Origin of the sequence: uncultured Gilvimarinus sp., from assembly GCF_963975215.1 — a bacterium.
Classification (GTDB): domain Bacteria; phylum Pseudomonadota; class Gammaproteobacteria; order Pseudomonadales; family Cellvibrionaceae; genus Gilvimarinus.
Genome location: NZ_CAXBFW010000014.1, coordinates 73,932 through 97,965, shown reverse-complemented (window position 1 = coordinate 97,965; position 24,034 = coordinate 73,932). Strand labels below are relative to the sequence as shown.

The 24,034-nt window shown below is 55.6% G+C and carries 23 protein-coding genes; 8 read left to right on the top strand and 15 right to left on the bottom strand.

Annotated elements, in window-relative coordinates; genetic code table 11:
• Positions 1-1,581 (top strand): bifunctional tRNA (5-methylaminomethyl-2-thiouridine)(34)-methyltransferase MnmD/FAD-dependent 5-carboxymethylaminomethyl-2-thiouridine(34) oxidoreductase MnmC (gene mnmC / locus AAC019_RS10925; protein WP_339898899.1); only part of this gene is annotated, 1,581 nt, incomplete at its 5' end.
• Here mnmC and AAC019_RS10920 read toward each other — a convergent pair.
• On the bottom strand, positions 1,565-2,191 hold the full coding sequence (locus tag AAC019_RS10920; protein ID WP_339898898.1) for a DUF502 domain-containing protein: 627 nt from the start codon (positions 2,189-2,191) through the stop codon (positions 1,565-1,567). The genes mnmC and AAC019_RS10920 overlap by 17 nt on opposite strands.
• Before the next feature lie 44 nt (positions 2,192-2,235).
• On the opposite strand from AAC019_RS10920, the gene AAC019_RS10915 reads away from it, so the two are divergent.
• Positions 2,236-3,078 (top strand): glutaminyl-peptide cyclotransferase, encoded by an 843-nt coding sequence (locus AAC019_RS10915; protein ID WP_339898897.1) that lies wholly within the window; start codon positions 2,236-2,238, stop codon positions 3,076-3,078.
• A 64-nt stretch (positions 3,079-3,142) separates the two neighbouring features.
• Here the strand turns inward: AAC019_RS10915 and AAC019_RS10910 are convergent, their stop codons facing one another.
• Positions 3,143-3,349 (bottom strand): cold-shock protein, encoded by a 207-nt coding sequence (locus AAC019_RS10910; protein WP_041522612.1) that lies wholly within the window; start codon positions 3,347-3,349, stop codon positions 3,143-3,145.
• Positions 3,350-3,551: 202 nt separating this feature from the next.
• Here AAC019_RS10910 and fnr point away from each other — a divergent pair, with 202 nt between their 5' ends.
• From fnr to AAC019_RS10895, 3 genes are all read left to right on the top strand, one after another.
• On the top strand, positions 3,552-4,289 hold the full coding sequence (gene fnr, locus AAC019_RS10905) for a fumarate/nitrate reduction transcriptional regulator Fnr (protein WP_339898896.1): 738 nt from the start codon (positions 3,552-3,554) through the stop codon (positions 4,287-4,289).
• Between the two features lie 17 nt (positions 4,290-4,306).
• Positions 4,307-4,903, top strand: a complete 597-nt coding sequence (locus AAC019_RS10900; protein WP_339898895.1) for a DUF4202 domain-containing protein — start codon at positions 4,307-4,309, stop codon at positions 4,901-4,903.
• 159 nt (positions 4,904-5,062) lie between these two features.
• Complete coding sequence (locus tag AAC019_RS10895) at positions 5,063-5,596, top strand: hypothetical protein (protein WP_339898894.1); 534 nt, start codon at positions 5,063-5,065, stop codon at positions 5,594-5,596.
• 35 nt (positions 5,597-5,631) lie between these two features.
• Here AAC019_RS10895 and AAC019_RS10890 read toward each other — a convergent pair whose 3' ends face one another.
• The 8 genes from AAC019_RS10890 to AAC019_RS10855 form a co-directional block, all read right to left on the bottom strand.
• Positions 5,632-5,994 carry a hypothetical protein gene (locus AAC019_RS10890; RefSeq protein WP_339898893.1) on the bottom strand — a complete coding sequence of 121 codons (363 nt, stop codon included), beginning with the start codon at positions 5,992-5,994 and terminating at the stop codon, positions 5,632-5,634.
• Positions 5,995-6,149: 155 nt separating this feature from the next.
• Positions 6,150-7,091 carry a rhodanese-related sulfurtransferase gene (locus AAC019_RS10885; RefSeq protein WP_339898892.1) on the bottom strand — a complete coding sequence of 314 codons (942 nt, stop codon included), beginning with the start codon at positions 7,089-7,091 and terminating at the stop codon, positions 6,150-6,152.
• A gap of 137 nt (positions 7,092-7,228) precedes the next feature.
• Entirely contained in the window at positions 7,229-7,543 is a 315-nt protein-coding gene (locus AAC019_RS10880) for a BolA/IbaG family iron-sulfur metabolism protein (RefSeq protein ID WP_339898891.1), read from the bottom strand.
• A 46-nt stretch (positions 7,544-7,589) separates the two neighbouring features.
• The gene (locus AAC019_RS10875; RefSeq protein WP_339898889.1) at positions 7,590-10,724 is read right to left on the bottom strand and encodes an efflux RND transporter permease subunit; all 3,135 of its coding nucleotides are present in this window, start codon (positions 10,722-10,724) and stop codon (positions 7,590-7,592) included.
• Positions 10,717-11,886 carry an efflux RND transporter periplasmic adaptor subunit gene (locus tag AAC019_RS10870; protein WP_339898887.1) on the bottom strand — a complete coding sequence of 390 codons (1,170 nt, stop codon included), beginning with the start codon at positions 11,884-11,886 and terminating at the stop codon, positions 10,717-10,719. The genes AAC019_RS10875 and AAC019_RS10870 overlap by 8 nt, the downstream gene beginning before the upstream one ends.
• Before the next feature lie 176 nt (positions 11,887-12,062).
• On the bottom strand, positions 12,063-15,191 hold the full coding sequence (locus AAC019_RS10865; protein ID WP_339898886.1) for a multidrug efflux RND transporter permease subunit: 3,129 nt from the start codon (positions 15,189-15,191) through the stop codon (positions 12,063-12,065).
• 20 nt (positions 15,192-15,211) lie between these two features.
• Entirely contained in the window at positions 15,212-16,396 is a 1,185-nt protein-coding gene (locus AAC019_RS10860) for an efflux RND transporter periplasmic adaptor subunit (RefSeq protein WP_339898885.1), read from the bottom strand.
• Positions 16,397-16,500: 104 nt separating this feature from the next.
• Positions 16,501-16,875, bottom strand: a complete 375-nt coding sequence (locus AAC019_RS10855) for a diacylglycerol kinase (RefSeq protein ID WP_339898884.1) — start codon at positions 16,873-16,875, stop codon at positions 16,501-16,503.
• Positions 16,876-16,967: 92 nt separating this feature from the next.
• On the opposite strand from AAC019_RS10855, the gene AAC019_RS10850 reads away from it, so the two are divergent.
• The gene (locus tag AAC019_RS10850) at positions 16,968-17,504 is read left to right on the top strand and encodes a phosphatase PAP2 family protein (protein ID WP_339898882.1); all 537 of its coding nucleotides are present in this window, start codon (positions 16,968-16,970) and stop codon (positions 17,502-17,504) included.
• Positions 17,501-18,577 (top strand): MJ1255/VC2487 family glycosyltransferase, encoded by a 1,077-nt coding sequence (locus tag AAC019_RS10845; protein WP_339898881.1) that lies wholly within the window; start codon positions 17,501-17,503, stop codon positions 18,575-18,577. The genes AAC019_RS10850 and AAC019_RS10845 overlap by 4 nt, the downstream gene beginning before the upstream one ends.
• A 42-nt stretch (positions 18,578-18,619) precedes the next feature.
• On the opposite strand, the gene AAC019_RS10840 is transcribed toward AAC019_RS10845, so the two are convergent.
• The 4 genes from AAC019_RS10840 to rpoE form a co-directional block, all read right to left on the bottom strand.
• Entirely contained in the window at positions 18,620-19,075 is a 456-nt protein-coding gene (locus tag AAC019_RS10840; RefSeq protein WP_339898880.1) for a SoxR reducing system RseC family protein, read from the bottom strand.
• A gap of 2 nt (positions 19,076-19,077) precedes the next feature.
• The gene (locus tag AAC019_RS10835; RefSeq protein WP_339898879.1) at positions 19,078-20,172 is read right to left on the bottom strand and encodes a MucB/RseB C-terminal domain-containing protein; all 1,095 of its coding nucleotides are present in this window, start codon (positions 20,170-20,172) and stop codon (positions 19,078-19,080) included.
• A 3-nt stretch (positions 20,173-20,175) separates the two neighbouring features.
• A complete protein-coding gene (locus AAC019_RS10830) occupies positions 20,176-20,871 on the bottom strand; it encodes an RseA family anti-sigma factor (protein WP_339898877.1) in 696 nt (231 codons plus the stop codon).
• Between the two features lie 191 nt (positions 20,872-21,062).
• Complete coding sequence (gene rpoE / locus AAC019_RS10825; RefSeq protein WP_041522600.1) at positions 21,063-21,656, bottom strand: RNA polymerase sigma factor RpoE; 594 nt, start codon at positions 21,654-21,656, stop codon at positions 21,063-21,065.
• A gap of 339 nt (positions 21,657-21,995) precedes the next feature.
• Here rpoE and nadB point away from each other — a divergent pair, with 339 nt between their 5' ends.
• On the top strand, positions 21,996-23,627 hold the full coding sequence (nadB, locus tag AAC019_RS10820) for an L-aspartate oxidase (protein ID WP_339898875.1): 1,632 nt from the start codon (positions 21,996-21,998) through the stop codon (positions 23,625-23,627).
• On the opposite strand, the gene AAC019_RS10815 is transcribed toward nadB, so the two are convergent.
• Positions 23,605-24,012: a protein YgfX gene (locus AAC019_RS10815; RefSeq protein ID WP_339898873.1), complete on the bottom strand. Its 408-nt coding sequence runs from the start codon at positions 24,010-24,012 to the stop codon at positions 23,605-23,607. The two genes, nadB and AAC019_RS10815, sit on opposite strands and share 23 nt — an antisense overlap.
• Positions 24,013-24,034: the final 22 nt, after the last annotated feature.

The window sequence follows — 24,034 nt, the reverse complement described above, 5'->3', positions numbered from 1 at the left end:
ATCGATGAAGCCGCCGCCGGTTTTAACTCGCTTCTTTGGCCCAATCACGCGAGCCCCGACGCCAATATACAACCCAGAGTCGATGCCTGGCTTTTAGACGGTTTTGCCCCCAGTAAAAATCCCGGCATGTGGAGCGATGAACTGTTTGCCAGCATCGCCGCGCTATCGGGTCGCCACACCACCGCCGCCACCTTTAGCGCGGCCGGCGTGGTAAAACGCGGCTTGCTGAGTGCGGGGTTTACGGTCCGCAAAGTACCCGGCTTTGGTCGCAAACGAGAAATGATAACGGCAAGCAGAGCGGAGCCAACTGGGGCCAATACCTCGCCCTCTCGCACGGCAGGTTTTCAACAGCGCGCCACCCATGCAGCGGGGCCGAAAACGGCACTGGTCATCGGTGCGGGGTTAGCCGGCTGTCATAGCGCGCGGGCACTGGCCGAATCCGGCTGGAAGGTAACCGTCATTGAGCAGGATTCTCCCGCCAGCGGCGGCTCGGGCAATGCGCAGGGCCTGCTGTACGCCCGCCTAAGCCACCGGCGCGAAACCTTGCCCCTGTTTAACTTGCACGCGCTGATGTACGCCCAGCGTCACTATCAAAGCCTGTGGCGGAATCACCCCGAGGCTGGCAAACGCTGTGGGCTACTGCAACTGGCCGACACCGAAAAACAAACCGCCGCGCAACAGCAGGTTGTGGCTGCGCTCCACTACCCGAACACGTTAGTAAAGGCCGTTAGCGCCGCCGAGGCAACCTCACTCAGCGGTATCGCACTGGAACAATCCGGCCTGTACTTTGCCAACTGCGGCTGGCTCGACCCGCGCTATGTGTGTCGCTGGCTGCTCGATCATGCCAATATCCAATTGCGCTGTGGCGAGACTGTCGCCCGGTTAACTCAACAAGAGGGCCACTGGCACGCCCTAACCGCGCAAGACCACACCGTTGCCAGCGCCACCATTGCCGTGGTTGCCTGCGCCGAGCGCAGCGCCGAGCTGGCACAGTTGCAACCGCTACCGCTGAAACCAATACGCGGTCAAATCAGTGCTCTTGCGGCCACTAGCGCCAGCCAAAAGCTCAAGACCGCCCTGTGTAGCCACGGCTATTTAGCACCGGCCAACAAGGGTAGCCACAGCCTGGGGGCAACCTTTAATTTAGGGGAGCACGACCTCGCCGTGAACTGCGAAGACCACCAGCGCAACCTGCAACATCTGGCGGAGCTCGGGCAGAGTGTGACAGAGCTGTTTGGCGATCCGGGCGTGGAGCAAATCACAGACGGGCGCGCGGCATTTCGGTGTACCACCCCCGATTACCTACCCGTGGTCGGCCCGGTGCCGGATTACGCAGCGCTCAAACACGACTTTGCGGAGTTAAGCCGCAACGCCAAAGCCGTAATCAACACACAGCCGAGCTACCACGACGGTTTGTATGTCAATTGTGGGCACGGCTCACGCGGCCTGGCTTACGCCCCCATCAGCGCGCAGTTATTGTGCGATATTATTAACCGTGATGGCGCGCCACTGGATGCCGACCTTGCGCACGCGCTGCATCCGGCGCGCTTTGCGTTGCGGGACCTTATTCGGGGGCGCTAGCCGGCTGCGGCAATATAATCTGCGAGCCACTGCCACAGGCAACCACCGTGCGCATCGCGGCCTCGACCGTTACCTCGGGCAGCAAAACTACGCAATCGGCCGGCAAATGGTAGACAAACCCCGAAGTGGGGATGGGCGCGGTAGGCACATACACGGTGTACTCACCCGATGTGTGCTCGGCAGTCACAATCCCGGTAACCGATACCGGGCTGGTAGCGCCCATAATATAAGCGCGGCACACCTTGCCGTTAAGCAGTGAGGCGTTGCCCTCACCGCCCATCACCTGAGTCACCATCTCGCGAATGGTGCTGTAGCCCGGCGCTAAACGAGAGAACAACGCATCCAGCTTACTGTGAATCCAGCGCCCTACGCCCGTTTTAACCAACAACCCAATGGCAAAGCACACGGATAACACCAGCGCTAAACTCAGCACATCCGCACTGTGTTCACCGACGGTGATATAGTTGGCCAACCAGCGGCTGAGCGGGTCGATGGCTTTGCCCAAAATACCCGCCAGCCAGTGCAGTAAAAACACAAAAATGGTCATTGGCAACACTACCGCCAAACCACCCAGCAAAGTGAGTACCAAAAACGAACGAACGCGAGACATAAGTGAACCTTAGTAAACTATTAATAACAGCCAGGTCGGCCATTATGGCCAATCGCCACGGGGCAAACAATTTATCCCGGCCCGCTCGCCGGCCTTATCTGCTACTGGCGTTGCTCGCCTTTGTACCGCCGGCACTTGCCGATGCACTTGAGCCCGCGACGCTGAGCTATACCTTACTGCAAACTCGGCCCTTAGACTCACGCTATTTTACTCAGGGGCTAGAAATACATCAGGGGCAATTACTGCAAAGCAGCGGGCTATACGGTAAATCCAAACTCGTTAACCGGCCACTTAGTAAGGTACCGCAAACACCAAAGGCTAAGTCGTCATGGCAACAGGTACTGCCCAATAACTACTTTGCCGAGGGGCTTACCGTGCTCGGGGATACCGTCTATTTGCTTAGCTGGCGCGAGCAAACCCTGTGGCGCTTTGCCCTCAGCAGCGGCAAGCTTCTCAGTCGCGGCACCTACCAGGGTGAAGGCTGGGGCCTAAGCAACAATGGCAAACACCTGATACGCTCCGATGGTAGCGCTACTCTGTACTTTCACGATCCCACCACACTGGCCATCGACAGGCGGTTACAAGTCACCCGCAGCGGCGTCCCGGTTAAGCGTATTAATGAGCTGGAATTTGCTCACGGGCTCATCTGGGCCAACATCTGGTTCAGCAACGACATTATTGCTATCGACCCTACAAATGGCCAAGTCGTGGCAGTGGTGGACGTTTCCAGGCTGGCGCAGCGCGAGCGAGCCCGCAACCCGGACCCTAACGCCGTCACCAACGGCATTGCCTACGATGCCCGGGACGATAGCTTCTGGCTAACCGGCAAACACTGGTCCGAGCTGTACCAAGTCAAACTAAACACAGAGCGCTTAAGTAAACCTTAACGGTATTTTGGCAGGCATAAAAAAGCGCCCATAAAGGGCGCTATTTTAAGGAATACTGTATTTCTTATTCGGGCGTTACATTTTCAGCCTGTGGGCCTTTTTGCCCCTGTGTTACTTCAAAGGTAACTTTTTGGCCTTCGGTCAGGGTTTTAAAGCCAGAGCCGACGATCGCCGAGAAGTGCACAAACACATCCTGACCACCTTCGCCCTCAATAAAACCAAACCCTTTGGACTCATTGAACCACTTAACCACACCGGTACTTTTTGACATAACAATAACCTTTTGCCGGCCCAGGCCGGATTATGCTCCATAGAAAGCTCAAACACGCTAATCTTTGCAAGTTTGAGAAACTTACTATAAACCGCCTATTTAGTGGCTGTAAAGGCACAAAGCTTGTAACGCGCGGGGTTAAAACGCACGCGCGGATGGCGTAATATAGCGGCACCTCAAACGACTATCAGGTTGCGCCAGTATGGGACACACTTCCCTCGCTCGATCCGCACAGGCGCTGTGCTCGCGCTCACATTGCAACAATTGCCGACTTAAGTCCGTTTGCCTGCCTTTAAGCCTAAGCCTTGAGGACATCAATCAACTCGACGCCATTGTCCAGCGCCGCCAGCCGCTGCAGGCGGGCGAGATGCTGTATCGCGCCGGCGACCCTTTTACCGCTATTTACGCCGTGCGTGCCGGCGCCCTTAAAACCTACACGTGTGACAGCAAAGGGCGCGAGCAAATAACCGGATTTTACCTGCCGGGTGACATTGCCGGGCTCGACGGCCCGGCCGAAAACCGCCACAGCAATAGCGCTCAAGTGCTGCAAACCAGCTCGGTGTGTAAGTTGCCTTTCAACCAGCTGGAGCAACTTGGCAGTCAGGTGCCGGGGCTGCAGCGCAACCTGCTGCAACTGCTCAGCCGCGAAATTGTTCACGAGCAACATCAATTACGCCTGATGGGCAGCGCCTCGGCGCAAACCCGGGTCGCCACGTTTGTGCTGGGCTTATCGACCCGACAGCACCGCCAGCAGTTTTCTGCCACCGACATCACTTTGCCTATGAGCCGCGGCGACATCGCTAATTTTTTAGGGCTGACACTCGAAACCGTGAGCCGCACCTTTAGCCAATTACAAAAACTGGGTGTCTTGCACAGCTCGGGCAAACAGCTCAAAGTGACTGACCCGGAGCTGCTTCACCATTACGCCCAAACCGATTAAATGTTAGGAATTACACCATGACCGGCCAAACCAACCCATTAACCGCCACACTGCAAGCGTTCGACGCCGCAAACTCTAAAGACCCCAACCTAGAGCAAGACCGGGAGGGAAAATCCCACCCCAAAGAGCTACTCTACGCTCAACGCATGAGTGCCGAGCTTGCACAATTTGTCCCCGAAGCAAGTGACGAGCTGCAACTGGCAGCGCGGGCACAGCATATTGAACGCTGGATTATTCCCCGGGCCGATTACCCCATGGATCGCGCCGGTTACAAACGCTGGCGGGTAACACTGGGCCAGCATCACGCCCAACGCGCCAGCGCCATTATGCGCGAGCACGGCTACAGCGACGCGAGTTGCGAGCAGGTGGCCACCATGCTGCAAAAAAAACAGCTAAAGCGGGATGCCGAAGTACAGGCGCTGGAAGATGTGATTTGTCTGGTGTTTATCCGCTACTATCTGGAGGACTTTGCCACCAAGCACAGCGACGAAAAGCTGATCGACATTATCCGCAAAACCTGGAACAAGATGTCCGAGAAGGGCCATGAGCACGCCTTGCAGATCGACTTAGCGCCTCACTTGCAGCAGTTGGTGGGCAAAGCCCTCGGCGCGTAAGACCGCCTTTAAAACAAAAGTGAATAGATGACTAAAATATAAAACCAATGCCCTATAAAAACGCACTGATTTGCCGACAAGGCTTGACCTAAGCAACAATCTCCTTTATACCAAAAGTGTGATCGTCATAACAAAAATGATAAACAGAAAGGCCGTCTTATGAAAAACTTGTTACTACCGTCGGTTTTGATGCTTTTCGCGCTGCTCGGCAATCAGGTCAATGCGTGCGACGAGGACTGCAAGCGTCAGCAAGCCATGGAAGAGCACAATGTCGAGTTTCCCAGTTACCTTAACGCGAAGTTTTGCGAAACCACCAGTGTCGACTTTCTGCTGCGCGACTACGCCAGCCTGGAAAAATACCGCAACGAGCGTTTGCCCACAGGCCACAAAGGTGGCATGAATAACATTCGCAAAATGCTGGAGCAACGCAAAGAGTGGTTAACCGAGTGCGACGACTACCTTCGTCTAACCGGACAGGGGCGGGTGTTTTACAATGCCGAGACCACCAAAAACATATTTGCCGCTATCGATAAAGTCACCGCAGAGCTAAACGGTTTAGTCTACAACGGCAGCCAGGAAGTGATCGTGACCAATGGCCTGGATATCGCCGAGCAGGACTTTGACCAAATGCTCAGCACTCTGGATCAACACAAAACCAACCTGCAACTGCGCGGCCAGTTGGTTATTCGCTGACTTAAGCGCTCATACACAGGGTTATCGCTGGCGGTTTAATCGCTGGCGGGCTCGCGCTTTTTCAACGACAGCACGGCGCGCTTGGGTTTATCCGGATTATCAGCAAACATTTTAGCCTTTTGCTCCAGATCACGCACTGTGCGACTTTTGACTTTAACGCTGGCACTGTCGTCGCGCTCGCGCGGCGCCGAAAAGCCTCCCTCAGCGGCGGCATTGGCTAACGCCTCAACACCACAGCGCAACAGCCGGGCCTGATCGATAAAATTTAATGTTTTGGGAAAGTGACTCGGGTCGACAGACGACGGGTTGCGCGGATCGCCCTCAACTCGGATGATACAACCGGATGCATGGCGCGCTTCACCGGCCGCCAAGTCCACGTCCCAGGATTCAAAGTCCATTGTCTTGACCTATTCTGCTACAGATAAACCCCCACCAGAGACAGGGTGCATCTGGGGGATGGAAGAGGGTATCGGGCAATTGTGACATTTTCGCGACAATCACACTAGAGTTTTTGTCCGGCCCTGAAGCACTTGGGGCCTCGTACGTCTTTCAATTAGCCCGCATTGCGCTTTTGGCGTGCCGGTGGCTCGGCCCCTAAATGAACTTCATTGCGGGCGTTTGCCAACTCGATTTGCTTTTGCCGCTCGGCAAACCGGGTTTTCTGCTCATCGGTTAAGCTGTGGTGACAGCGCGGGCAACAAACGCCTTTCATGTAAAGCTCTGATGCCATTTCCTCTTCGGTAATGGGGTGCCGACAACCGTAGCACTGATCAAACGAGCCGCGCTCCAGATCGTGATTAACCGCCACACGATTATCAAATACAAAGCACTCACCGCGCCACAGGCTCTCTTCGGCGGGCACGTCTTCCAGATATTTTAAAATGCCGCCTTGCAGGTGATACACCTCATCAAAGCCCTGCTCTTTCATATAGGCGGTGGCTTTCTCGCAACGAATGCCTCCGGTGCAAAACATAGCCACTTTCTTGTGTTGCGCCGGGTCGAGGTTTTCTTTCACATAGGCCGGGAACTCGCGAAACGTTTCGGTCTCGGGGTCAACTGCACGCTCAAAACTGCCAATGGCATACTCGTAATGATTGCGGGTATCGACCACCAGCACCTCGGGGTCGCTGATCAGGGCATTCCACTCGGTGGGCTTTACGTAGGTACCCACGATCTGTTTAGGATCGATACCCTCCACCCCCATGGTGACGATCTCTTTTTTCAACTTGACCTTCATGCGGTAAAACGGCTGATCGTCGTACAGCGACTCTTTGTGCTCAAGATCGGCAAAACGCGAATCGCTGTGCAGGTAACTCAGTAAAGCGTCAATCGCTGCGCGCGAACCAGACACTGTGCCGTTAATGCCTTCGGCGGCCAACAGCAAGGTGCCTTTAATACCCAACCGATCGCACTCGGCTTTTAGCCCGGTGCTAATAGCCTCGTAGTCGGGAAGCTCAACAAATTTGTACAACGCAGCGACAACATACTGATTCATAAGAAAAACATTTACCTAAAAGCAAGCCCGGAGCGGACGAATTGAAAACGCGGGCATTATAACCGCTTGTTTTTTGTACAGCCAGTATTTTTGCCCCGGCTTTGATTCAGGACAAATTTAGCGCAAATTTAGCGTTGTTAATGCTTGCCACCACCCAAACAGTGCGGCGAATCGGGCACTTGTTGTTCTCGGGCCCACTCATCGGGGCTAAAGGTATGCAGCGCCAGCGCATGCACTGGCCCTTTCAGTTGCTCGGCCAACGCACCATAAACCAGCTGATGGCGCTGCACCTGACGTTTACCGGCCAACGCCTCACTCACCAAGGTTACTTTAAAGTGGGTTTCCGAGTTGGGCGGCACGCTGTGCATATGGCTCTCGTTAACGACGGCCAGATACGCCGGGGCAAACACCTCGTTCAAGGTAGCCTCAATGCTGTTTTGTACAGGGTTCATGGGTTACTCCACTCAAAATGCAGCGGGCATTGTACCGCAAGCAAGCTTAGCGGTACTCCCCGTGATCGTCAGGAATGTCGGCGGCAGCATCCAGCTCTGACTCCAACTTTAGCCCCTCCTCTGCCCGTGCCTTAGACCAACGCGCCACCAATAAGTAAACTACCGGTGTTAAAAACAAGGTGAAAACTGCAGCTAAGCCCAGCCCGCCAAACACCACCCAGCCAATGGCGCGCCGTGCCTCGGCACCCGGGCCGGCGCTTAGTATCAGCGGCAAACCGCCCAGCACAGTGGACATCATCGTCATAACAATAGGGCGCAGGCGCACCGCAGCGGCGGTTTGCACGGCCTGCAGCACCGAGCGCCCCTGATCGCGTAGCTGATCGGCGAACTCCACCAACAAGATGCCATTTTTAGCCATCAAGCCAATCAACATCACCAGGCCAATTTGCGAGTAAATATTAATACTGGTGCCAGTTAACAATAGAGCGACGATCGCGGCCGCGATCCCAAAGGGCACGGTTATCATCACAATCAAAGCGCTGGTAAAACTCTCAAACTGCGCGCACAACACCAAAAACACAACCACTAACGCAATGACATACGTCATGGTGACCTCGTGCGCAGTCTCGTCCAGCGTTTCGGCTTCGCCTAAAAAGATGATACCAATACCCGGTGGCAGCTCGCGCTCGGCCAAGCCGCGCAAATCATTAACCGCCGACTGTAGCGGATAGCCGCTGTCGAGATTCATATCAATTTCAATCGCACGGCGTTGCTTATGTCGGTCCAGCTCGGCGGCAACCGCTTGTTCACTTAACGTAACAACGGTTGAGAGCGGCAGCAGGCGACCGTCCCGGGTACTGACAAACAAATTAACCAAGTCGCCCGGATCATTAATTTGGTTGCCGGAGGACTCCAGAATAATCGGGATTGCCTCGTCTTCAACACTCAAATCTACCAAATCATAGCCATCAACCATGGCACGCAGCGTGGCAGAGATATTCTCCAGGGGAATATTTAAATCAGACGCCCGGCGCCGGTCAATGGTAACGGACAACTGCGGTTGCGTCGGCTGAAACTGAATATCCGGCTGCGACAGGTGCGGCAACTGTTCTTCAATCGCCCGGGCAAAATGTTCAGCGGCGACAAAAATATCATCGTAATCACTGCCCACCAGGGCGATATCGACACCACCGCCCCCATTCCACAAGCCGAGGCTGTTGGTACTGGACACCCTAACAAACGCGCCCGGGATTTCACTTAACGGACCCTGTAGCTGCTCCATCATCTCTTGCTGAGTGCGGCTGCGGGCTTCCCAGTCCGCCAGAGGCAAAATCACCCGGCCGCGGTTGGGGTCGTAGCGCCCCACAATCGAGAACAGCTGAGTCGCCTCACCAGAGTCGAGCAGCGGCTGAACGCGAGCCTCCATGGCGTTGACCTGACGCTCGGTATACTCAAGCCCGGTGCCGTCTGGGCCGGTAGCATCGACATAGATAACGCCGCGATCTTCCTCGGGCAACAGCTCTTGCGGGATAAACTGGTATAACAAGCCGCAACCCACGAGCGCCAACAGTGCCACGGCGGCGGCAATAACGCTATGTTTAAGCACAAAGCCCAGCGCGCGCGAATACTTATCGGCGACACGGCCGCCAAAACGCTGTAAACGATCACGCACCGGGTGCGCTTTATCGTTGCGTTCGGGCACAATTCGCGCAGCCATCGCGGGCACTAACGACAGCGCCACAAACGATGAGATACCCACGGCAAACGCCAGCACAAAACCAAACTCACGAAATAAACGCCCGGCCGTACTCGGCAGCATAGCCACCGGCACAAACACCGACACCAGCACCGCGGTGGTGGCGATTACCGCAAAAAACACCTGACGGGTACCCAGCACAGCGGCGGCCCGGGCACCCAACCCCTGATGACGGCGACGCTGGATATTCTCGAGCACCACAATAGCGTCATCCACCACCAGACCTGTGGCCAACACTAACGCGAGCAACGTCAGAATATTCAGGGAAAAACCCATGGCCCAGATAGCGGCAACCGTACCAATCAGTGCCACAGGGATGGCCACACTGGGAATCAAAGTCACCCGCAGCGAGCCAATAAACAACCAGATGGTGATAATCACAATAGTGACCGTCAGCAGCAAGCTGAATAATACTTCGCTCATGGAGCCTTTAATAAACTTAGAGCTGTCTTCGGTAACCACTAAATCAAAATCGGTGAAGCGCTCGTTTAAACGGTCCACTGCCAAGTGCACACGCTCGGCAATATCCAAGGTGTTAGACTGCGACTGACGTACCACTCCCATACCCACGACGGGTAAACCATCGAGCCGCACATAAGATTCAGCATCTTCCGGTGCAAAAAACACCTGGGCGACATCCGCCAGGCGGGTGGTGCCTTCAATAACAATGCCCTGTAACTCGCGCTCAGTCACCGCCGACGCATCGGCGCGCACCAGCAGCTCTAAATCGCCGGAACGAAAACTGCCCGAGGGCACATCGAATGGCGCCTGGCGCAAAGCGTCGGCGACATCGGTCACCCCCAGACCAAAGCTCGCCAAACGGATAGGATCCATCACCACTCGCAATATCTTTTGTCGCTGGCCAAACAAAACCACGTCGGCCACGCCATCGATAGAGACTAACTCGGGGATCAGGTCTTTCTCGGCGCGGCGCGTCAACTGCAACTCATCCAGTTTTTCGCTCACCAGCGCTAAATTAATAATGGGGTTAGCGTCGGGGTCGGCTTTAACAACGGTCAACGACTCCATATCGGGAGGTAAATCACGCTCGACCCGACTCACCGCTTCGCGCACGTCCGAGGCAGCACTGTTTAAATCGGCATCGGGTGAAAACTCGACATGCAGGCGAAAATTATTCTCTTCGCTGGAGGAGCGAATATTGCGTATCCCCGACACCCGGGCCACCGCCCCTTCAACGATGCTGGTGACCTCAGCGTCCATGGTTTCAGGCGAGGCGCCTGGGTAAACACCCCGCACCGAGACGACCGGCCGATCGACGTCCGGCAGCTCCCGCACCTCAACCGCCATTACCGCCGCCAGGCCCGCAATAGCAATCAATAAGTTAAGTACCAGAATTAAAATCGGGCGCCGAATACTTAGGCTTGCCAGATCTTCTTTGTGAAGTGATTCGGGGGTATTACTCACCGCTCACCTCGTTATCAGAGGTAGAGTCATCGGCAGCATCGCGGCCTGCATCCGGGGCCTGACCCGCAGGCTGTGACTCGGGCGATTGTTCCCGAACCTCAAGTTCGCGCACCTCGGCCACCGTAACCGGCTGTCCCTCACGAACCATCTGGATACCTTCGAGCACGACCAGGCTGCCCTCTTGCAACGAGCCACTGACCAATACCCGCCCGGCGCGGCGCTGCACAATTGTTGCCAGCTCCCGCTGCGCGACACCGTCTTTAATGGTCCAGACAAATGAACCGCGCGCGCCCCACTGCAGGGATACCTCCGGCACCAGGAAGTACTCGTTGCCGGTTAACGTAAGGCCGATGCGAAAGCTCATGCCCGGGCGCAGCCGGTCGGCACTATTGTTTACATGAGCGCGGACTTTAAAGGTTCGCTCGCTCTCGTCGACCCGGCTATCGATAGTCACCACTTTGCCTTTGGCCACCACCGAATCCGTACGCCAGGTGGACAGCGCTATTTCCTGACCGGGCTGCACTTGCCCCAATAGCAATTCAGGTAACTCAAAAGTCACTAACAGGATACTGCGATCGTCGATCGTGGTAATGACCGTATCGGTATCAACCCACGCACCCGGATCGATATCGCTTAAGCCAACGTAGCCGGCAAAGGGGGCCACCACTTTTTGGTATTCCAAATCAACACGGGCGCGATCGACAGCAATTTGCGCCCGCGCCACAGTACTTTCGGCATCGTCCAGGGCCGACTCAGTGACCGCGCCACTGCCTTTAGTCTGCCGGTAGCGGGCGAGCAAACGCTCGGCATCGGCCAGCTCCACTTCGGCATTGCGCAGCGCCAAAGCCTCATCGCGCTCGTCCAAACGCAGTAGCACCTCGCCTTTGGCGACCGGCTGCCCCGGGCTAATATTCACCTCGGTCACCTGACCTGCCGCGCGCGAACGAATGGCAACCGACTGCAATGCCCGCGAAGTGCCCACCGCCTCAACGTTAACTTGCTCGGCGCTGACAGCGACTTTTGCCGCAATAACCGGGCGCGCTTTTGCACCGCCTTGGCCGGGCTGTAATTTAGCATCGTCACTGCAACCGGCAATGCCCCCTAAGGTGACAACAACCAGCAGCAAGTAGCAGCGTTTAACAATCGACATCGTATTGGGCACAGAGGCACTCCATGGCTACACCCACTATTGCTGGGCATTATTAGTAGTAAAGCTATTCTACGGGCGGGAACGAGAAGTTACACACACAACAGGTAAGGAACTGTAAATCTACAGCACAAGCCGTTAGGGCCATATCAAGTGGCGGGGCCGGGCAACCCCAAATGACTCTGGCTCATTTAAACACTGGCTTGGCCGGATTTTTCCGGGCCACTGATGCGCTCGCGTATATGCTGAACCGCCCAGTAAAACAGTGGTATTAACAATGGCCCCAGTACTGAGGCTGCCAGCATACCGCCAAACACGGTAAAGCCAAGAGAGATACGGGCACCGGCACCGGCACCCGAAGAAAAGATCAGAGGCAGCACACCGAGCACAAATGACAGCGCAGTCATCAGCACAGCCCGAAACCGTAAGTGCGCGGCCACATAAGCCGAGTCAAAAATTGATTTGCCTTCGCGGCGCTGCTCCATGGCAAACTCGACAATCAAAATAGCCGTCTTGGCCGACATGCCAATCAGTAGCACCATACCAATTTGGGCGTAGACATTGTTAGCCAACCCGGCCAGCTGCAGAGTGAAAAAAGCACCAAACAGTGACACAGGTACAGCCAGTAGTACCGCGAGTGGAATCGCCCAACTCTCGTACAGGGCCACCAAAAACAAATAGACAAACAACAGCGCCAACGCAAACAGCATTGGAGCTAAGTTGCCCGCCTCAATCTCCTGACGGGATTGCCCCGACCACTCATAAGAAAAGCCGTCGGGCAATGACTCAGCCACACGGCTCATCGCCGCAATCGCCTGAGCAGAACTTAACCCAGCAGCCGCTTCACCACTGACCGTGGCCGAGCGGTACAAATTAAAATGGCTAATACTGGTAGGGCCCTGTACCGGCGACAAACTTGCCAGTGTTATCAAAGGCACCATCTCACCGGCGGCGTTGCGCACAGAGTAATGGCGTAAATCCTCCGGTGCTAAGCGATACTGGCTATCGGCCTGGAGCATCACCCGGTAGGTGCGCGAAAACTGATTAAAGTCATTCACATAGAGTGACCCAAGATGGGCCTGCAAGGTGGTAAAGATATCCCCTATCGCCACCCCCTGCGCCTTGGCTTTATTACGATCGACCGATAAAAAATACTGCGGTACATTGGCGCGATAGGTGCTAAATACCTGATTGAGCTCGGCATCGCTATTGGCCTTATACACCAGCCCGTTTAGCGCGTGGGCCAACTCCTCGGGGGTGCGGCCAGCGGTATCCTGCAGCTGAAACTCAAAACCACTGGACGCACCGAGCCCCGGAATGGCCGGCAAATTAAACACCATAACCCGCGCTTCGGGAATGGCCCAATAAACGCCCTGCAACTGTTGCAGTAACGCCCTGATGCTTTGCCCCGGGTCGGTGCGCTCATCCCAGTCATCTAACACAACAATACCAAAACCATTATTAGAGCCGGCGCCGGCCAACAGGCTAAAGCCGGCTATCGAGATAAAATCACTCACGCCGGGTTGCTTCAGGGTCATCTCGGTAATTTTTTCCAGCAACCGTTCACTGCGATTGCTTGAGGCGGCATCTGGCAACTGAACATCGACAAACAAGTAGCCCTGATCTTCTTCGGGGACAAACCCTCCGGGTACCGTTATCGCCAACCAACCCAGTGCCACAAACAGCAACACCACGGCAATCCCTGTACGCCCGGCGCGCTTCAAAAAGGCTCCCACCACTTTTTGATACCCCGCCGTCAACGTCTGCAAGCCCTTTTCCAGGGGCTTCATAAAACCCATGGGTTTGTTTTCAGGCTTTAACAGCACCACGCACAATGCCGGACTTAACGTTAAGGCATTAATGGATGAAATAAGAACCGCACAAGAAATGGTCACAGAGAATTGTTTGTATAATTCGCCGGTAATACCCGGCATAAAACCCACCGGCACAAACACCGCCAGTAACACCAATGTGGTGGCAATAATCGGGGCCGTCACCTGCCCCATACTTTTTAACGTTGCCTCACGCACACTGCAACGCTCTTCGCTTAAGATGCGCTCGACATTCTCAATCACGATAATCGCATCGTCTACCACTACCCCAATAGCCAGCACCAACCCGAACAAGGTAATGGTATTAATAGAGTAGCCAAGCGCTAACATGCAGGCGAAAGTGCCAATCAACGATACGGGAATGGCAATTGACGGAATTAAGGTCGCGCGCCAATTTTGTAAAAACACAAACACCACAGCGATCACTAAAAAAACCGCCTGGACGAGGGTCATGACGACCTCTTTAATGGAGCGCTCAATAAAACGCGTCGAGTCGAAAATAATCTCGTACTCAAGCCCATCCGGCAAAGCGCGGCCCAGCTCTGCCATCATCTGGCGGGCATTTTTTGCCACCGAGGTTGCATTGGCCTCAGGCAATTGATAGATAACCGTAAAGGCAGTTTCGCGGTTATTGAGCCGCGACTCGGTACCGTAACTTTTTGAGCCCAGCTCAACCCGCGCGATATCTTTAACCCTCACGAGGGCACCGTCGCCATCGGCACGCAAAATAATATTGCCGAAATCCTTAACCTTTACCAGCCTCCCCTGCGCCTGAATGCTGTACTCAAACTGCTGAGTATTTGGGGCCGGGCTCTGCCCCAATTTGCCCGCCGCGACAATCAGGTTTTGCTCACGCAACGCATTGGTCACATCGCCGACGGTAATATTAAGTGCACTCATGCGATCGGGGTTAAGCCACAAGCGCATCGCATACGACTTATCGCCCATCACATTGACACTGGCCACACCAGGCACCCGGGCCAAAGGCTCGATTAAATTATTGGTGGCGTAGTTACTAAGGTACAACCCATCCATGTGCTCGTAGCCGGGCTTGGCGACCAAATTAATGCCGAGCAACATATCGGTGGCCTGCTTGCGTACGGTCACCCCCTGACGGTTCACCTCTTCAGGTAAAAAAGGTTCGGCCAACGCCACCCGGTTTTGCACATTCACCTGCGCCATATCAATATCGATACCGGTGGCAAACGTAATGGTGATAGTCGCCGAGCCATTATTATTGGCTGACGATTCAATGTATATCATTCCCTCGACACCGTTGATTTTCTCTTCCAGCGGGCGCAACACCGACTCTTCAACAATTTGCGCGCTGGCCCCCGGAAAGACGGCCGACACTTTAACTTTAAGTGGCGTAAGCCGCGGGTACATATTAACCGGCAACACGGTAAGGGCAAGCAGCCCCACCAAAGTAATCACGATAGAGATCACAAAGGCAAACTTGGGGCGATGAATAAACGTCCGGCTTATCATGGCGGCTTCCTTCGCTGCGGCTATTGAGGTCCGTCGGTAATGGCGCCGGTCACAGGGTCGACTTCACGCAGGGTGGGCACGACGGTAATACCAGCGCGCACTTTTTGCAGGCCGTCGATAATAATTTGCTCGCCCGCCTCCAAACCACCCAAAACCGCCCACATAGGTCCCAGTCGACGCCCCAGCTGGATTATTCGCTGCGCCACTTTATTGTCCCGGCCAACCACCAACACCGAATAGCCATCTTGCCCCGACTGCACGGCAGCCTGCGGGATTACCGGCAGGGTTTGCTTTTCACGCCCCTCAGCCAAGACCGTGACATACAAACCGGGGACAATCAGGCCTTCGCTATTATCAAACTCTGCGCGTAAATTAACGGCCCCCATGGTGGGGTCAATTTTTGTATCGGCAAAAGTGAGCTTGCCGGGGGCGTCATACAGCTCACCGTTAGGCAGTCGCAGCGCTATATCAACCGGCGATTCCAGCTCGGCATTGCTGCCTCCCTGACGTCGCTGTAAATACGAAATATAGGCACTCTCTTCGAGCTGAAAATTGACAAAGATAGGGTCGGAGGCACTCAGGTTTGCCAGGGGCTCGCTGGAGGGGCCGACGATTTCACCCACGTTGTATCGCGCCTTACCAACTAACCCGGCAAATGGGGCGGTCACACGTGTGTAGCTGAGGTTAATACGGTTTTTCTCAAGGCTCGATTCAGCGGCCTTTAACGCGGACTTAGCCTGACTGGCGGCCGCTTTTAATTTATCGAGATCCTGCTGACTTAAATAGCCATCGGGGGCCAGCTGAATACCGCGCGCCAGCTCTTTCTCGGTGCGGTCGACCTCGCTGGTTGCCCGCTCAAGCTCGGCCTCGGCGCTCTGAAGCGCCGCCAAATACGGGGCGTCGTCAATCTCAAACAACAACTGCCCGGCATTCACCAACGCCCCTTCAACAAAGTGCCGGGCCATTAGTTCACCCTCAACCCGCGCTTTTAAATCGACTTTTTTTGACGCTTCGGTGCGGGCCACAAACTCGCGATAGGTTCCCACAGGCTTACTGCGCACCTCATATACCGCAACCGCCGGTGGAGGGGTGCTGGCAAGTTGTTCCGAGTTATCACTGCAGCCGACCATAAACAGCGCAGCGGCCGCAACCATAACAACGCTCGCGCAGCGCACGGCGCTAACGGCACTAATTAGATCCTTCATAAGTCATCCACGTTGCAATGTCATACCCTTCCAACAGCATAGATCGCCGGTGGGAGAAATGACAGCGAGGTGGATCAATGCATAAAAGCGCGCCGCTGAATAAATCAGGCCATAAAGCGGTGCCAGGCAATCACGGCCCAAACAAAGATACAAACCGCCAAACTCACCATCACTACCGCCGAGGCAATATCTTTAGCCCGGCCCGACAGCTCGTGTAGCTCAGAGCCAGTGCGGTCGACCACGGCCTCAACCGCCGAGTTAACCAGCTCGGCCACCAGCACCCAAAATAAGCTCGATACCAGTAAGATCAACTCAATATGCGTCTGTGCCAGCCACCATGCCAATGGCAGCCCTAACAGGGTTAATACAACTTCTAACCGAAATGCCGCCTCATACCGCCAAGCGGCGGCCAAACCTTGCAGAGAGTATACGGTGGCGTGCTTCAAGCGTGTAAAACCGCGCTTGCCGGGCTTATTCATGCAATAAAACTCCTTCACTGTGTCACACGAACGTCACAGTCCGGTGGTATCTCTTAGCCAACCCAAACAGATCAGCGAAAACGGGTGAAACTATGAATGCTTTTTTGCAAAGAGTCCACCAGATCGATACCCTCGCATTTGTCTGGCTGCACGTAACCAGAAAATTCCCCTACCGGCGCACCGTGCGCTGGATTTCGCGCTGCGGCGACGGCCCGCTGTACACCTTGATAGCCCTGGGCTTAGTAGCCTTCGATGTACCACGCAGTGAAACATTCCTGTACATGGGGCTAACCTGTTATCTACTTGATGTCAGCCTGTACCTACTGCTTAAAAACCTGATCAAGCGCGACCGACCGGCCGCCGCCATTGATATCTACGAGGGATGGTTTACCCCGTCGGATCAATTTAGCTTTCCCTCCGGGCACACCGCCGCGGCGTTTGTATTTGCCTTTTTAGTGCTGACGTTTTACCCGTTATTCGCCGTTCCGGCGTATGTTATGGCAACTTTAATAGGGGTATCCCGGGTATTGTTAGGGGTGCACTTCCCCACCGACATACTAGCCGGAGCCCTTTTGGGTACAGGTTGCGCCATCTTGGGCGGCCTGCTGTATACGGGAGTGGTTGGGTGAGAATTCTGTACGGCGTACAAGGCACAGGTAACGGTCACTTAACCCGCGCCCGCTCTATGGCCCGGGCATTTGCACGACACCAGGTCGAGGTCGATTGGCTATTCTCTGGCAGAGCCCGCAACGATTTTTTTGATATGGACGCCTTCGGCGACTATCAGCTGTTTAAAGGAATGACGCTGCAAACCTATAAGGGCAAGGTCAACATGACCAAAACCCTGCTCAAAAGCGATTTGTGGCAGCTATACCGGGACACTCGCGCACTCGACTGTCAGCAGTACGATTTAGTGATTAGCGATTTTGAACCGGTGAGTGCCTGGGCGGCCAAACGTGCCGGTGTACGCAGCCTGGGGGTATCGCACCAGAGTTCGTTTTTATCGCCCATCCCCAAGCGGGCCAATAATTTGTTTACCGACCTATTTATGCGCAGCTTTGCCCCCTGTAGCACACCAATAGGGGTTCACTGGCATCACTTTAATCAACCGCTGCTGCCGCCGATTGTGGAGCCATCAAGCCACCCGGTGAGTGTTGTTCCGGGGCGAATTTTAGTGTATCTACCGTTCGCCGAGCTCGATGATATTGTCGCGTTGCTGGAGCCGATTCAGGGCGTGGATTTCTATATTTATCACAAGCTGGAGCAGCCGATTGATCGCGGCCACCTGCACCTGCGACCGTTTTCACGCCGCGGCTTTCAGGATCATTTACACAGCTGTGAAGGCGTAATTTGCAGCGCGGGCTTTGAGCTGCCCAGCGAGGCGCTAGGCTTAGGCAAAAAAATTCTGGCCGAACCGGTAGTGCGGCAAATGGAGCAACAATCTAATGCGTTGGCACTGGAGCAACTGGGTTATGCCACCATCGCCTCACCCTTAGAGCGGGGCGTAATTGAGCAGTGGCTGAAGCTCCCGATGCCCGAAGCCATTCACTACCCAGATGTATCAGATGCTATCGTGCAATGGATTTGCAAGGACGGGGCAACAGACCTGGAGGCGCTTAGCCGCAAATTATGGCAGCAGGTGCCGGGTGTCACACTGCCGGGCTCGGGGCCGTCAAACCTGCGTATCGAGCCGGCCTGTTGAGGTAACTAGGCGTGTAAGCTGGGCGCCACAAAGGGCGGCGTACTACACCAACTGTACGATTTGACGATCATCCACCAACACCGGCTGTAAACGGCTGTCGTGTCGGTGTTTAAAGGCATGCCAGCGCACCAACGCACCACCCACAATTAAACCGGCGATGGCCGCCAGCGCAGTACCACCCTCACCGGCGTGCGCATAGTGAGCAACGATGGTGGCCGCAAGCATACTCAGCAGCGGCGTAAAATAAACAATCAGTGAGCCATTGGCGACTACTTCTTCCGGCACGCCTAGCTTAATCTCTTCGCCAATTCGGTAATCATCCGCACGACGACCGGCCAAAGAGACCCACAGATAACTGGTGTGCCCGGCCAGCTTCGCCAATAAGCTTTGGCCGCAGCCTTTTTGCGCCGCACAACTGCCACAGGTCGAGCGCTGAATCGTCTCAACCCACAGGCCGTCTGGCTCAATAGCCACAATAGTACCGGCTTCAATCAGCATGATTAGCCTCCGGGAAGCGTCGGATTAGAATCAGAAGAACCTATAGACTGCGCCATTTTCTCGGCGACCGCCAGTGGAATTTCTCCTACCACCGTAACCTGATAGGTCTGCCCCTCACGGGTCAGCCCCTGCATATAAAAATTGGTGGCACCACGTTGGGCACGCCCCTCTATCACAAGCTTGCCCTCAACCGGATCGAGAAAAATCGAAAAGGTCGACAGGCCATCGGTATACATCAGCATATGCATATCGGTGTGCACAACCCGCTGACCGGAAAAAGCAAAACCGGCAGGCAACCAATGCAACGCCCACTCAGATGGCGCAACAGCCAATGGCTGTTGGCACCCGGAAACCTCATCGGCGTCTACATTGTGGGTAATACTGGCCTCGCGATCGCTGACAAAGTCCGCCGCCGTAAGGCCAGTTTGCAAATCGATAAACTGAAACTGCTCGACCACGCGCTGATTTTCATCCACCAACAAAGTCTTTAACAGCAATCCGGTTTCACGATCGACACTAAACAAATAACCAAAGCGGAAGGCGTCGCGCGGCACCACTTGCAAAACCGTCGCTAAACGCCCGGCCACCCGCTCAACGCCACGCACAGAGAAACTGTACAGACGGTCAAGGCTGGTAAAGTTATCCGCCAGGCCACCTAGCTTACCGGCAATTAAACGCTCGGCCAGTGTCTGACACTGAGCAGTATGGCGCATCACGGCTTCGCGCTCGGGGCCATTTAGATAGTACAGGCGTTGGTGCTCGGTTCCTTCATCCACCCAGTGTTGCAGCTGAAAGCTTTCGGTGCCGGCATTGTTTTGGTAAGTGAAGGTGCCTTTATAATTCAGGCTTTGCTGGCGCTCGGACATACGCTCAAGCAGCTCGCGCACCGAGGGTAGCTGATGGGCGCCAGCATCAAGCCCGGCATCAGGCACAGGATCGCCGTCTTGGTCAGGCAGCTCGCGGGTAGAAACTGCCTCTGCATTGTTAGGAGTTACCGCCTGGGGCGGCTCTGGGGAGGTGCTCTCGTTCTGAACCTGGGCAAACCCTAGCGGGCTTAACAGTAACAGCACGAAGCCGGCGAACCGACGGTGCGACATACACTACTCTTCTTCGATTAAAGGAACTCGCGCATAAGGCAGCATACCCTGAGCGCTATTAACCGCGGCGTGATCGGCGTGCTCTTCGACCAGCTGATTTAAATAAGCACGAATTTGCTCGTTAGACACTTTAACATCCGCACGACGAGGCTCAAACACTACCTGTCGGGTGCGCTGGGGCTGATAGCCACCTACGGCGGCACTTACTTGCTGCGCTGGCAGTGCAGGAGCACCGTAGCCGATGGGCAGCGAGTTATCGGGCGCACTGATGGTTTTTGGCTCGGCACCGGCGGTCATGGTGTTCACACCAGGATCTGCATCACCGGCTTGATAAAGCTGGGCGCCGATAACCACGGCCCCTGTTACCGACGCAGCTACCGCTACCCGGCCCAAGCCCAGCCACCAACGGGACAGGCCAGAACCTTGATTGCTAGATGTAGCCTGCGTGGAATCTACTTGCGGAGCCTGTTCGTCCGCCAGTGCGGCACTTAACCGGTCGGCAAAGCCCGCCGGGGCCAGCTCAGACGGTAAGTCGCCACGCATGGCGGAACGGGCTACCTGATAGCGGGACCACTTAGCGCGGAGCGCGTCGCCCTCGCTGGCTTTAAGAATTCGAGCTAGTTCTAGCTCGGACGCCTCGTTATCCGATAGAGCCGATAACGATTCCGCCAACTGGGTATCTAAAGACTGCTCTGTCATGCTCGCGTTTACCTATATATATGCCCAACGAAGGGCCAATTGGGTGACAACCAAGCTCGCCGAGTACAACGTATTAGGGATGCTAAACATACCCCACGCCGGCCGAGATTACAAAGATTTACATCCTTCTTACCGTGTCTGACACAGCTTTTGGTAAAAGGTTCAGCCAAGATTCAGGTTCGCACTATTTTTTATTCGGCCCGATCCAACAGCGGGGCAATGCGCTTATCAATCGCCTCCCGCGCACGGAAGATGCGCGAGCGCACCGTGCCCACCGGGCAATCCATAATCGCGGCGATATCTTCGTAGCTTAACCCCTCCATCTCGCGCAGCGTTACCGCCGAGCGCAGATCCTCGGGCAAGCCCGAGATGGCTTCATCCACGGCTGCTTTGATCTCATCGCACAGAAGATTGCTTTCCGGCGTGTCGGCATCCTTTAATAAATCGGAGCCTGAATAGTACTCGGCATCGTCCACCTCCACGTCCGACGACGGCGGACGGCGCGAGCGCGACACCAAATGGTTTTTGGCCGTATTGATCGCGATGCGGTACAACCAGGTATAAAAGGCACTCTCGCCACGAAAGTTTCCCAGCGCACGGTAGGCCTTGATAAACGCATCCTGAGCGACGTCCTGCACCTCGGCGTGGTCACGGATATAACGACCAATAATAGAAAATATCTTGTGTTGGTACTTCACCACCAGAAGATCAAACGCGCGCTTATCGCCTTTTTGCACGCGCTCGACTAACTGTTGATCTGTATCCGGCGCAGATTGCGCTGTCATCGTCTAACCCCCAAAACACCCCGCTCGCGCGAAGTGGCATACAAAACTGTGCGCAAGATCAACCCGCCAAACCGATGCCGGCTTTGGCCTGGTCGTGCGACGCCGATAGCGCCCGTTACGTCGCCATTATATAGCACTGCCTCAAACGGATCCGGCAGTGTCGAATTTAGTGCCCAATAGACCAAAGGCCACTATAAGAAGTTCCGCGTTGATTATACGTGTTTATAACTGCGTACACTAACGACTTACCCTGCCGGCGCTGTGAGGCAGGCCATACACTCACCCAAAAACCCCGCAGCCTTGATATACTGCCCCTCTTCTGGGAGCAAAGACCACACTATGAACCAACACTATAGTCACGATGTGCTTATCATCGGCTCGGGCGCGGCGGGATTGACGCTGGCACTGCAACTGGCCGATCACGCCCGCGTAGCGGTACTGAGCAAAAGCGCGATTAACGAGGGCTCTACCTGGTTTGCCCAGGGCGGTATTGCCGCCGTCCTCGATGATCAGGACTCGGTGGATGCCCACGTGGCCGACACCTTGGTAGCGGGCTCCGGCCTGTGCCATGAAGACGCCGTGCGCTTTACCGTCGAGCGCTCCCGGGGCGCCATAAAATGGCTCATTAATCAGGGCGTCAATTTTACCCGCGAACAAGACTCCAGTGGCTATCACCTAACCCAAGAGGGCGGTCACAGCCACCGGCGTATTATTCACAGCGCCGATGCTACCGGTCAGGCGGTGCACAGCACACTTATTGACCGGGTGCGCAGCCACCCCTCGATTGAGATTTACGAGCACCATGTCGCGCTCAACCTGATCAGCCAAGCCGATGCCGACTCGCGCAAGCTGCGCTGCAGCGGCGCATATGCCCTATCGCGCAAAGCGGACCATGTGCACGTGTTTCAGGCCAAGGTTGTGGTGTTAGCCACCGGCGGCGCCAGCAAAGTGTACCTCTACACCAGCAACCCAGACAGCGCCAGTGGCGACGGTATCGCCATGGCGTGGCGCGCCGGTTGCCGGGTGGCCAACATGGAATTTAATCAGTTTCACCCCACCTGCCTGTACCACCCCAAGGCAAAGACCTTTTTGATTACCGAGGCCCTGCGCGGCGAAGGGGCCTATTTAAAGCTGCCCAACGGCGAGCGCTTTATGCCGCGCTTTGACGAGCGCGCCGAGCTCGCCCCACGCGACATCGTCGCCCGCGCCATTGACCACGAGATCAAGCGCCTGGGCTGCGACTGCGTATATCTCGACATCTCGCACAAGTCCGAGGCATTTATCGCCGAGCACTTCCCCACGGTCAAGGCGCGCTGTCTGGAATACGGCATCGACATCACCCGCGACCCGATACCCGTCGTACCGGCCGCCCACTATACCTGTGGCGGCGTGGTGGTCGATCGCAACGGCCAAACCGATTTGCAAAATCTATACGCCATTGGCGAGACCTCCTTTACCGGCTTGCACGGGGCCAACCGCATGGCCTCTAACTCGCTGCTGGAGTGCATCGTGTACGCTCAGTCGGCGGCCGAGCATATTCTGTTAAAAATGGCCGATTTAAACGAGCCGGACCGCTCGCCCAACTGGGATGAAAGCCGGGTCACCAACTCTGACGAAGACGTGGTGATCTCGCACAACTGGGACGAGCTGCGACGCTTTATGTGGGACTATGTGGGTATTGTGCGCACCCACAAAAGGCTAGAGCGCGCCACCCACCGCATTAAACTGCTGCAAAAAGAAATCGCCGAGTACTACAGCAACTACAAGGTCAGCGGCGATCTCATTGAGCTGCGCAACTTAACCACAGTAGCCGAGCTGATTATCCGCTCGGCCATGGAGCGTAAAGAGAGCCGGGGCCTACACTACTCGCTGGATCACCCGGAGCAGAGCCCAATTGCGCGCGACACCATGCTGGTGCCCACCAACTTTGCAGGGCAAGACATTATTGTTAGCAAACGCTCCGATGGGTAACCAACCACACCCGCAGCTGGCGTAAATCGGCGGCGGGGGCGCTGTCTGGGCACAACACTAAGTGATGCAAACCGCGCTCATCGGCAAAGCTCAAAAATACAACCGCACGCCACAGCCTAACTCCACCGGCCAGTCGGGCCGGTGTTAGCTCGCGGCCCACCCGGCCTATCCACCAGCCGTCGGCGTCGTATTGGATACGCCAATGCTGGGCGCGCTGCCAACGCAAATGGGCTAACAACAGCAAGCTTACCAGCCCACTTACCGCCAGCGCCAATGCGCCATAACCACCGCCCAAGCTTGTTAACCCAAGAAATAAAAGTATTAGCGCGCCGTAAGTGGCAAGGTAAAAATAACGCAGGTAGCGGGACGGGCTGACAACCAACATAAGTGGTTCAGCCCGCCGTAAA